General features: G+C 42.5%; 5 protein-coding genes, 2 tRNA genes and 3 rRNA genes. 9 read left to right on the top strand and 1 reads right to left on the bottom strand.

Features of this window, described 5'->3' with window-relative positions; genetic code table 11:
• Window positions 1-777 precede the first annotated feature (777 nt).
• The 7 genes from AC21OG_RS04050 to AC21OG_RS04020 all read left to right on the top strand — a co-directional run bounded on the left by AC21OG_RS04050 (window position 778) and on the right by AC21OG_RS04020 (window position 8,796).
• Window positions 778-2,313, top strand: a 16S ribosomal RNA gene (locus tag AC21OG_RS04050).
• A 171-nt stretch (window positions 2,314-2,484) separates the two neighbouring features.
• Window positions 2,485-2,561 (top strand) — tRNA-Ile (locus AC21OG_RS04045).
• A gap of 98 nt (window positions 2,562-2,659) precedes the next feature.
• Window positions 2,660-2,735, top strand: a tRNA-Ala gene (locus AC21OG_RS04040).
• Between the two features lie 373 nt (window positions 2,736-3,108).
• Window positions 3,109-5,962, top strand: a 23S ribosomal RNA gene (locus tag AC21OG_RS04035).
• Window positions 5,963-6,114: 152 nt separating this feature from the next.
• Window positions 6,115-6,228 (top strand): 5S ribosomal RNA (rrf, locus tag AC21OG_RS04030).
• Together the 16S, 23S and 5S rRNA genes with 2 tRNA genes alongside form the textbook arrangement of a ribosomal RNA operon.
• A 436-nt stretch (window positions 6,229-6,664) precedes the next feature.
• Window positions 6,665-7,885, top strand: coding sequence for a TonB-dependent receptor (locus AC21OG_RS04025; RefSeq protein ID WP_487377729.1), 1,221 nt, complete (start codon window positions 6,665-6,667; stop codon window positions 7,883-7,885).
• An 11-nt stretch (window positions 7,886-7,896) separates the two neighbouring features.
• Window positions 7,897-8,796: a hypothetical protein gene (locus AC21OG_RS04020; protein WP_487377730.1), complete on the top strand. Its 900-nt coding sequence runs from the start codon at window positions 7,897-7,899 to the stop codon at window positions 8,794-8,796.
• A 65-nt stretch (window positions 8,797-8,861) separates the two neighbouring features.
• Here the strand turns inward: AC21OG_RS04020 and AC21OG_RS04015 are convergent, their stop codons facing one another.
• Complete coding sequence (locus AC21OG_RS04015; protein WP_487377731.1) at window positions 8,862-9,122, bottom strand: DUF1289 domain-containing protein; 261 nt, start codon at window positions 9,120-9,122, stop codon at window positions 8,862-8,864.
• Between the two features lie 177 nt (window positions 9,123-9,299).
• Here AC21OG_RS04015 and AC21OG_RS04010 point away from each other — a divergent pair, with 177 nt between their 5' ends.
• Together AC21OG_RS04010 and parE are read left to right on the top strand one after the other, a co-directional pair.
• Window positions 9,300-9,950, top strand: a complete 651-nt coding sequence (locus AC21OG_RS04010; RefSeq protein ID WP_487377732.1) for a YqiA/YcfP family alpha/beta fold hydrolase — start codon at window positions 9,300-9,302, stop codon at window positions 9,948-9,950.
• 149 nt (window positions 9,951-10,099) lie between these two features.
• Window positions 10,100-11,989 (top strand): DNA topoisomerase IV subunit B, encoded by a 1,890-nt coding sequence (gene parE, locus AC21OG_RS04005; RefSeq protein WP_487377733.1) that lies wholly within the window; start codon window positions 10,100-10,102, stop codon window positions 11,987-11,989.
• Window positions 11,990-12,018: the final 29 nt, after the last annotated feature.

The raw sequence follows: 12,018 nt of genomic DNA, 5'->3' as shown, positions 1-12,018 counted from the left end.
TAGATACTGCTTACCATCCTTATGTTTAAATGAGTTTCTAGGAGTTGGTAATGATCTTTGTAATTCGAGATAAAAGAATGGATGGATAGGTATCCTTCAGCTTATATTATAAATAGTATCTGCGAGTCTATTTAAGCTAGAAGGTTATGTATTCTAATCCATGAGTTGATGAATTAAATAGAGATACTTAGGACGATTGGATTCAGGGGATATTTAAAATAATAAGAAATCTATAGTATGAGCAGTTTTATTCTAGTAAACCTAATAGAATGTTAGAGTTTGATAGATATTAAATAAAAATCATAAAACCCCTTGACTCAAAAAATAAACCCTCTATAATACGCCCTCACTAAGACGGACATCGGGCAATAAATCGAAAGATTAGAAGCCTAACATCTTAGAAAGAAATAAAATTAAGTGTTGACAACGATATTCAAATCTATATAATAGTCAGCCTGCTAAGCGATACTGTCGTTACTTATTAATAACAGTAAAGCAAAGCAAAAGAACAAACTTACCTTGGACGACAAGATAAGTCAACTATTTAAAAGCTAAAATCAAAGAACAACTTGTGTGGATTTTTGCTGATTTAGGATGCTGAGAAATTAAAGTTGGGACTATCTCTTTTCGAGATAGTGACTAACTATAAAAATTATCATTCTTTAGAAGCAGAGAAACTCGAAGTTAATTCATTATATGAAACATACGAAAAGCAATTTGCTAGTAAAAGAATGAGCCAAGTTTAGAAGTCTCTTTAAAGGACTTCATAGCAAGATTAAACTGAAGAGTTTGATCATGGCTCAGATTGAACGCTGGCGGCAGGCTTAACACATGCAAGTCGAGCGGAAACGATAGTAGCTTGCTACTAGGCGTCGAGCGGCGGACGGGTGAGTAACACTTAGGAATCTGCCCAGTAGTGGGGGATAGCACGGGGAAACTCGTATTAATACCGCATACACCCTACGGGGAAAAGGGGGCGCTTGCGCTCTCGCTATTGGATGAGCCTAAGTCGGATTAGCTAGTTGGTGGGGTAAAGGCCTACCAAGGCGACGATCTGTAGCTGGTCTGAGAGGATGATCAGCCACACCGGAACTGAGACACGGTCCGGACTCCTACGGGAGGCAGCAGTGGGGAATATTGGACAATGGGGGCAACCCTGATCCAGCCATGCCGCGTGTGTGAAGAAGGCCTTTTGGTTGTAAAGCACTTTAAGCAGTGAAGAAGACCATATGGTTAATACCCATATGCGATGACATTAGCTGCAGAATAAGCACCGGCTAACTCTGTGCCAGCAGCCGCGGTAATACAGAGGGTGCAAGCGTTAATCGGAATTACTGGGCGTAAAGCGAGCGTAGGTGGCTTAATAAGTCAGATGTGAAATCCCCGGGCTTAACCTGGGAACTGCATCTGATACTGTTGGGCTAGAGTAGGTGAGAGGGAGGTAGAATTTCAGGTGTAGCGGTGAAATGCGTAGAGATCTGAAGGAATACCGATGGCGAAGGCAGCCTCCTGGCATCATACTGACACTGAGGTTCGAAAGCGTGGGTAGCAAACAGGATTAGATACCCTGGTAGTCCACGCCGTAAACGATGTCTACTAGTCGTTGGGGGACTTGATCCCTTAGTGACGCAGCTAACGCAATAAGTAGACCGCCTGGGGAGTACGGCCGCAAGGTTAAAACTCAAATGAATTGACGGGGGCCCGCACAAGCGGTGGAGCATGTGGTTTAATTCGATGCAACGCGAAGAACCTTACCTGGTCTTGACATATCTAGAATCTTGTAGAGATACGAGAGTGCCTTCGGGAATTAGAATACAGGTGCTGCATGGCTGTCGTCAGCTCGTGTCGTGAGATGTTGGGTTAAGTCCCGCAACGAGCGCAACCCTTTTCCTTAGTTACCAGCGGTTAGGCCGGGGACTCTAAGGATACTGCCAGTGACAAACTGGAGGAAGGCGGGGACGACGTCAAGTCATCATGGCCCTTACGACCAGGGCTACACACGTGCTACAATGGTAGGTACAGAGGGTAGCTACACAGCGATGTGATGCGAATCTCAAAAAGCCTATCGTAGTCCGGATTGGAGTCTGCAACTCGACTCCATGAAGTCGGAATCGCTAGTAATCGCGGATCAGAATGCCGCGGTGAATACGTTCCCGGGCCTTGTACACACCGCCCGTCACACCATGGGAGTTGATTGCACCAGAAGTGGGTAGCCTAACCTTCGGGGAGGCGCTCACCACGGTGTGGTCGATGACTGGGGTGAAGTCGTAACAAGGTAGCCGTAGGGGAACCTGCGGCTGGATCACCTCCTTATTGACGCATCCGGTCAGCAAGAATTCACAACAAGTTGTTCTTTGGTTTTAGTAGAAACAAGCTTTAGCTGTAAACGAGCAGATGCTAGTAGGCAGAACGATTAGAAAATCCCCTTTAAGAGATTTTCTCTTGCGAGCCTAACAAAGCAGTGCTTTGTTTTAACGGCTCTCAGGGTCTGTAGCTCAGCTGGTTAGAGCACCGTGTTGATAACGCGGGGGTCATAAGTTCAAGTCTTATCAGACCCACCATATTAGACTATGAGAGTAAGCTGAGCTTTTGAAAATCCTATTTAAAGGATTTTCCTTGCGCTCGGGTCAAAGCAGTGCTTTGACTGTATCCTCGCTCAGGGGCCATAGCTCAGTTGGTAGAGCGCCTGCCTTGCACGCAGGAGGTCAGGAGTTCGACTCTCCTTGGCTCCACCATATTTTAATAGACTCTAAAGCGAACAGTAAACAGATATAAGATAAACCAGAACTAAGCAATCAGTAAAACGATTCCTTACTTCTGTTTTATACAGAAAGCGTAAAAGATATAAATGACGATCTGATGAAGACGTCATTACTATTTAAAAACATAGATATGAGTTGTAATAAACGGTTAGACAATGAATTATTTACTGAGCCATTGTCTAACCAGTAATCAACCTTTTTAACGTCAATAGCTAGTAGAGTATTGCTGTTATCCCAAGAGGTTGATTACAAAGTAAAGAGAACTGAATCAAGCGTAAATTATCAAGGTGATATCGTTATAATTGCGGAACATATACTCTAAAGAGAAGACCCTTTGGGGTTGTATGGTCAAGTAATTAAGCGCACATGGTGGATGCCTTGGCAGTCAGAGGCGATGAAAGACGTGACAGCCTGCGATAAGCTTCGGGGAGATGGCAATAATCTGTGATCCGGAGATTTCTGAATGGGGAAACCCACCTAACGTAAGTTAGGTATCCTAATTTATTAGGAAGCGAACGAGGGGAAGTGAAACATCTCAGTACCCTTAGGAAAAGACATCAAACGAGATTCCCCTAGTAGCGGCGAGCGAACGGGGAGGAGCCGACTTAATTTTATGTAGAAGAACAGAGTGGGAAATCTGGCCATAGTGGGTGATAGCCCCGTATTCGAAACATAAATGCAAGCATATTAAGTAGTGCGGGACACGAGAAATCCTGTATGAAGATGGGGGGACCATCCTCCAAGGCTAAATACTCCTGACTGACCGATAGTGAACCAGTACCGTGAGGGAAAGGCGAAAAGAACCCCTGTGAGGGGAGTGAAATAGAACCTGAAACCGTGTGCGTACAAGCAGTGGGAGCGGACTTGATCCGTGACCGCGTACCTTTTGTATAATGGGTCAGCGACTTATATTCTGTAGCGAGGTTAACCGTTAGGGGAGCCGTAGGGAAACCGAGTCTTAATAGGGCGTTTAGTTGCAGGGTATAGACCCGAAACCGAGTGATCTATCCATGAGCAGGTTGAAAGTGCCGTAACAGGCACCGGAGGACCGAACCCACTGTCGTTGAAAAGCCAGGGGATGACTTGTGGATAGGGGTGAAAGGCTAATCAAACTCGGTGATAGCTGGTTCTCCCCGAAAGCTATTTAGGTAGCGCCTCGGACGAACACCATTGGGGGTAGAGCACTGTTTCGGCTAGGGGGTCATACCGACTTACCAAACCGATGCAAACTCCGAATACCGATGAGTGATATCCGGGAGACACACGGCGGGTGCTAACGTCCGTCGTGGAGAGGGAAACAACCCAGACCGCCAGCTAAGGCCCCAAATTCCTAGTTAAGTGGGAAACGAAGTGGGAAGGCATAGACAGCTAGGAGGTTGGCTTAGAAGCAGCCATCCTTTAAAGAAAGCGTAATAGCTCACTAGTCGAGTCGGCCCGCGCGGAAGATGTAACGGGGCTCAAACTAGGAGCCGAAGCTGCGGATTTGAACATGTTTCAAGTGGTAGGGGAGCGTTGTGTAAGCCTGTGAAGGTGTGTTGTAAGGCATGCTGGAGGTATCACAAGAGCGAATGCTGACGTGAGTAACGATAATGGGTGTGAAAAGCATCCACGCCGGAAGATCAAGGGTTCCAGTCCAACGTTAATCGGGGCTGGGTGAGTCGACCCCTAAGGCGAGGCCGAAAGGCGTAGTCGATGGGAAATCAGTTAATATTCTGATACTTGTTTATGATGTGATGGAGGGACGGAGAAGGTTATACCAGCCTGGCGATGGTTGTCCAGGTGAAAGGATGTAGGCAGACTACTTAGGTAAATCCGGGTGGTTATATGCTGAGATCTGATAGCAAGCCAGTTTACTGGCGAAGTGGTCTATACCATGCTTCCAGGAAAAGCTTCTAAACTTAAGTCATAAACGAATCGTACCCTAAACCGACACAGGTGATCAGGTAGAGAATACCAAGGCGCTTGAGAGAACTCTGCTGAAGGAACTAGGCAAAATGGTACCGTAACTTCGGGAGAAGGTACGCTGCTGGTGGTGAAGCCCTTTGCGGTGTAAGCTACTAGCAGTCGCAGATACCAGGCTGCTGCAACTGTTTATTAAAAACACAGCACTCTGCAAACACGAAAGTGGACGTATAGGGTGTGATGCCTGCCCGGTGCTGGAAGGTTAATTGATGGGGTAAGCCGTAAGGCGAAGCTCTTGATCGAAGCCCCAGTAAACGGCGGCCGTAACTATAACGGTCCTAAGGTAGCGAAATTCCTTGTCGGGTAAGTTCCGACCTGCACGAATGGCATAATGATGGCAGCGCTGTCTCCAGCAGAGACTCAGTGAAATCGAAATCGCAGTGAAGATGCTGTGTACCCGCGGCTAGACGGAAAGACCCCGTGAACCTTTACTACAGCTTTACATTGAACTTTGACCTGACTTGTGCAGGATAGGTGGGAGGCTTTGAAGCAGATACGCCAGTATTTGTGGAGCCACCCTTGAAATACCACCCTGGTCATGTTGGGGTTCTAACTCAGGTATAACAATACCGAGGACAATGTATGGTGGGTAGTTTGACTGGGGCGGTCTCCTCCTAAAGAGTAACGGAGGAGTACGAAGGTGCGCTCAGAACGGTCGGAAATCGTTCAAAGAGTATAAAGGCAAAAGCGCGCTTAACTGCGAGACCCACAAGTCGAGCAGGTACGAAAGTAGGTCTTAGTGATCCGGTGGTTCTGTATGGAAGGGCCATCGCTCAACGGATAAAAGGTACTCTGGGGATAACAGGCTGATACCGCCCAAGAGTTCATATCGACGGCGGTGTTTGGCACCTCGATGTCGGCTCATCTCATCCTAGGGCTGAAGCAGGTCCTAAGGGTATGGCTGTTCGCCATTTAAAGAGGTACGCGAGCTGGGTTTAGAACGTCGTGAGACAGTTCGGTCCCTATCTACCGTGGGCGTTGGAAATTTGAGAGGATCTGCTCCTAGTACGAGAGGACCAGAGTGGACGAACCGCTGGTGTTCGGGTTGTCATGCCAATGGCATTGCCCGGTAGCTACGTTCGGATTGGATAACCGCTGAAAGCATCTAAGCGGGAAGCCAACCTCAAGATTAGATTTCCCTTAAGAGCCGTTCAAGACTAGGACGTTGATAGGCAGGATGTGGAAGCGCAGTGATGCGTGTAGCTAACCTGTACTAATTGCTCGTTTGGCTTGACCATACAACACCCAAGTGGTTTTAGTATGTCGCCAATTATTTCGATATCACCCTGATGATTGCTTATAAATAGCAACCTTGATTCAGGTTCTTGATATATTTAGTCAATACAACGTTAAGTAAATAACTTAACCAACTCATATCTATACCCCCTTTGCTGACGACAATAGCACGATGGAACCACCTGATCCCTTCTCGAACTCAGAAGTGAAACATCGTCGCGCCAATGGTAGTGTGGTTCGCCCATGTGAGAGTAGGTCATCGTCAGCTCCTATACTTAAAAGCCCCCGCAACTTACGTTGTGGGGGCTTTTTCTTTGGGCCGATCTGGTATCTAGATAGCTTTTTCCATTCTAATTTTATGACGTCTTACTTCGATGAACCCTTTAAATCTGAGTAAGAGTCTAATTGAGTGACTTTTGCGATACTAAAGCTGTAGTATAATTATTCGAAGGTTATCTTGATTTACGTTAGCTCCCCTTAATTGAAAGCCCCCGTTCATTAGTTTGAGCGGGGGTTTTCATTTTAAGGAAAAGTCATATTTAACATAACTATTTTAGATTTTTATTAAATTAATTACTCTCTAAAAAAGCTATTAATTTTAATAGACATTGCAGAATAATATTGCTATATTTTAAATATTATCTAAATAAATACTAATAAAATATTTAAATATACTAAATCAACTAGAATTCAGGAGTCAGGAATTGATAAACAAAGTGATGCTGTCTATATTCTTATATAGTTTTATTAACGTAGCAGTTGCTGAGAATTTAAATGCTGAAAATCAACAAACATCAATCGATGTTATCTCCCCAGTTATTAAACAAGATAACCAAGGTTTTATTGATTTTATAAATAATAAATTAAGTTTTAATATTGAAGCTAATTATTATGACTGGGAAGGTGATAATAATATAAATAAAGGTAATCAGCTGTTTGTACCAATAACCCTATCCTATCGTGAAAATAACGTTGAATTAGGTCTTAGGGCTGCCTACATTGATTCAGAAAATGAGACTGAAAATCGTTCAGGGGAAGTAAAAACTGTATCCGATACTAACTTTAGTTTTGCCTATACGAACCCAATAAGTGATAAAACGAGTATAAGATTAAACACTGAATGGAATTTGCCTACTGGACAAGACTCTTTAAAGGGCAATGAGAAGAATGCAGTTATGGATGGGGCTTTAGTGAGCCAGGTAAGATTTGGGGAAGGATTAAATACGACTTTAGGTTTAAGTTTGGTACATAATTTTACGGATAGTCTGATTGTTGGTGCAGGTTATGGATATACTAGACTAGGCGAGTACGACCCTAATGCTGATTATGACTCGGATGATTTAGATCCTGGAGATCAACAGCATATAACCATTCAATCCCAATACAATGGAGGCCGATTCCTACTACTTGGTGGAGCGACCTATACCATCAGTGAAGAGACAGAGTTTGGTGGCAATCCTTACTATGAAAAAGGGGATAGATTAGATGCCAATTTGGCAGGAATCTATGCTATTACTACTAATGATCGAGTCGTGTCAGGTATCCGTTATACAACTCAAGATCCAGATAAGTTCGTCAATAGAATTTCAGGTAATTTTGAACAAGAGTCTAAAAATATTAATGGTGATAGTATTTATGCTTATGCCGAATATGCTAAAGAATATATTCCTGACCATACCATTAAAGCTAATGTAAGCTATTTGGATATTGATTCTAATAGTTACGACTTCGCAAGTGATCTATATAATGCAGGACGTCAAAAATTAACTTATGGCGTGGGCTATGATTGGAAAGCGACGGATAATACGACACTTAAATTAGGTGTTAAACGTTATGAAGTTGAAGATAAAGCAACAATAGCAACTGGAAAAGATACAGAGTATTCTGGGTGGAACACTCAATTGGGTTTGAAAACTAATTTTTAAGGATAGGAACTATGAAAACGTATAATTTTTCAGATGATAGTAAGCAATTAGTTAGAAGTTTTGCAGTTTTAGTTATAGGTGGAGTTGCATTTAATCTAGCCAGTGCTAATGAATTAAATGTAGAACAATATCAACTTCATAATATGTTAGGTAGTATAACTAATAGTAATACCTCAACTATTGGTAGCTCGATGGGGTTTGCGATTACTCCTTCTCAAGATATAACTAAAGAACTTATTAATGGACATACTAAACAGGAGCAACCTTTCGTAGCAAATGAAAACAGTATTATTATCACTGGTGCACAGCAATCAGTCTTGATCAATGATGTTACAATTGCCTCTGGTGACTGGATAGTGGTTGAAGGCGACCCGACAAAACATTTATCTATCGGTAATAATTTTGGCAGTATTGCATCTCCAAATGGTGCTGATATAACAGCTCTTAATAATGCCGATGTTCAGAAAACGGTTATGGAAAGAGTTTATTCAGTTCCTGATGGTATATATAGTGTAACTACTAGTGTTCTAGCAAACTATGTCACCACAGAATTTCCAGAATGGGTAGGTTCAGAGTTCAATGATACTGTCCAAATTGATGTTGTAACTGGTAGTGGCAATCAGTATCAAATCGATACACCGTTTAGACAAGAATTGAATAGTGCCGAACTAATAGCAGTTTCTGGATTACCAGAACCAATGCTAAAGCCTTATGCTTATGGTCCTGATGGAATGGTGGAAGAAATGGTGATAGATACTGCTCTTAACACTGGTGGACAAACGGGTTTCATACCTGTGAATATTAATAATATCCCAGTTGCAGGTGGCGGTGATATAACTATTAGAGTAACAAGCGAAAATGTTGGAGATGAGCTATTTCCTAGTGCTATATTAGTAAGTGAGAGCAACTGATTAAGACTTTCATATTAAAAATCCCAATTGTTCAAAATATAAGGTATGCATCAAGCATACCTTTTTTATTCAAACAAATCGCCAATTTCAACTTCTTCAAAATCCAATTCCATTTGCTCATCTTGGCGCTTTCTCAGTTGATCAATCTTCTTTTTGCGTCCCACAATAAGTCTTAGTACCTCTCTCTTTTCTTCATTCGTCATCTTCAACCAAAGCTGACGTTCTGGACGGCTACGCAAACAGCCAAAGCAATAGCCTTTTTTATTACTTCGGCAGATACCAATGCAAGGATTTTCAATTTCAAAAAGTTCTATTTGATTAAACATGAATGGATTACCAGTCCTTGGTTTGGACACCGAGTCTAAAAAAAAAGTATTAGTCGCATAAAACTTAATGATCACGTAGTAGAATAAGCTTTTGCCTTATTATTAATTTTATCATGATTTCATCAAGTATTTCTTTCATGATAACCTCGTACCATTAAATGCATATAAGGGATGAGTATGAAGATTATATATGTCCACGGCTTAGACAGTTCTGCAAACTCCGTAAAAGGCCAATTACTTGAACAATATTGTCAACATCATCAATCTAATATCTCTGTTATACGACCTGATTTAAACGAATCACCTGATAAAGTATTTCGACGGTTATCTCATTTTGTTCAAGAGTACAATGTTGACAATGAGAAGACAGAGGATGTTGTTCTGATAGGTAGCTCGTTAGGGGGATATTTTTGCTCATTGGTCAGTAATGAGACAGGCTGTCCTGCTATATTATTGAACCCAAGTACCCAGCCTCATATAAGTCTACAGCGTTTTGTTGATAAAGTAGACGATCAATTTACTGGCTCTAAAAATATGAGTAATACAAAAGAGGATACAGTGATCTATCGTACTTCAGGGGGATGGGACTTAACTCTTGGGGATATGGTTTGGTTTAATGAGCATAAGTTAAACAGCATTAAGTATCCAAATAAGATATTAGCCATTATTAAATCAGGTGATGAGTTGTTAGATCCTAATGTGGCTATTGATTTTTACCAGTCACAAGGTGTCGAGCTCAATATACAGCAAGGTGGCGATCATCGGATGACTGATTTCCAGGAACAGCTACCAATGATTATTACTCATTTAAATTCGCTACTGCGATAATGTTTGCCCCAATTTAAAGATTATAAAGCGGTTTTGAATTTTAGACGTCAAACAGTGTCGCTAAGCTTAATAGAAACGCAAATGTTATTATAATATTCGTTATAATAGATAACTTAAGATATAAACTGCACACATCAAAGGAAGTCATTGTGAGTAAATACACTGCTCAATCGCTTGAAGTCTTAGAAGGGTTAGAGCCTGTCCGACGTCGTCCTGGTATGTATACAGATACAACCAGACCGAACCATCTTGCTCAAGAGGTGATTGATAACTCAGTAGATGAGGCGTTAGCAGGACACGCCAAAACGATTAAGGTACAGCTTCATAGTGACGGCTCATTATCCGTTGAAGATGATGGTCGGGGTATGCCTACAGATATTCATCCAGAATTTAAACAAACCGGTGTAGAAATTATCCTAACTCGTTTACATGCTGGGGGTAAATTTAACACCAGTAATTATCAAGTGTCGGGCGGTTTGCATGGTGTTGGGATTTCAGTCGTCAATGCGTTATCCAAACGAGTCGAAGTGACAGTCTGGCGCGATGGCACTCAATATGACATTGCTTTTGAGAATGGGGCTCCGGTTACTACCTTGAGTGAATCAGTCAGCTCAAATAAGCGTAAAAGAGGCACTAAGGTTCGATTTTGGGTTGATGAGTCCTTTTTTGACAATCCGAAATTTAGCGTTAAGCAATTAAAGCATAATTTAAAGGCAAAAGCGGTATTGGCTGCGGGTTTAACCATAGAGTTCTTTGACGAGATTAATAACGATAAGGTTGTTTGGCAGTTTGATGATGGGGTCGTGGAGTATCTTAATGAGCAACTTGATGGCTTAGAAACTCTGCCTCCTGAACCCTTTTATTTTAGTTATGATGCTAAAGAAGGAGAGCGTGCTGGGGTAACGTTTGCATTGTCTTGGATACCAGAGGGTGGTGTACCTATCCAAGAAAGCTACGTTAACTTGATTCCTACTGCACAAGGTGGTACGCACGTTAATGGTCTGCGCACCGGTATTTTAGAGGCTTTACGGGAATTTTGTGATATCCATAACTTGTTGCCTAGAAGTGTTAAATTGACTGGTGAAGACGTTTGGGACGGTGTTAACTATATTTTATCCCTAAAGTTCTCTGAGCCACAGTTCTCTGGGCAAACTAAAGAGCGTCTATCGAGTCGTGAAGCTGCCGGAGCCGTTCAAGTACAAGCTAAAGATGCGTTTAGTTTGTGGCTTAATCAACATGCAGAACTAGGCACTCAAATTGCCGAATTAGCTATTTCAAAAGCGGGCAGACGATTAAAGTCTGCTAAAAAAGTGGCGCGCAAGAAGATTACTCAAGGTCCTGCGCTGCCGGGCAAACTAGCCGACTGCCGAGGGGGTGTACGAGACGGTGCAGAGTTATTCTTGGTAGAGGGGGACTCAGCAGGTGGCAGTGCAAAACAGGCTCGTGACCGTCATTTCCAAGCAATACTTCCGCTACGTGGTAAGATTCTAAACACGTGGGAAGTGTCACCTGATACGGTGCTGTCTAGTCGTGAAATCCATGATATTGCGATAGCGATAGGTGTTGATCCTGCATCAGATGATTTGTCTGAGCTACGTTATGACAAGGTATGTATCTTAGCGGATGCAGACTCTGATGGTCTGCATATTGCGACCTTGATATGTGCTTTATTTGTCAAACACTTTCCTGTTTTGGTAGACGCTGGGCATCTGTTTGTCGCCATGCCGCCTCTTTATCGCATTGATATCGGTAAAGAGGTACACTATGCGCTTGATGAAAGCGAGCTTGAGCATATTTTGGGCAATGTATCCGGTAATAAAAAACCTCAAATTACCCGATTTAAAGGTCTCGGTGAGATGAGTGCTGAGCAGTTACGTGAGACAACGATGAACCCTGATACGCGAAGATTGGTGCAGTTAGATATGGATGATATGCAACTTACCAATAATATAATGGATATGTTGCTTGCAAAGAAACGTGCCTCTGATCGCAAAACATGGCTTGAGAGCAAAGGGGATCTTGCTGATATTGTGGTATAGTCACAAGCAAAATTTATAGTGACGGTAAC

Source organism: Psychrobacter sp. CX5, assembly GCF_057621535.2.
This window is presented reverse-complemented; position numbering and strand designations above follow the sequence as displayed.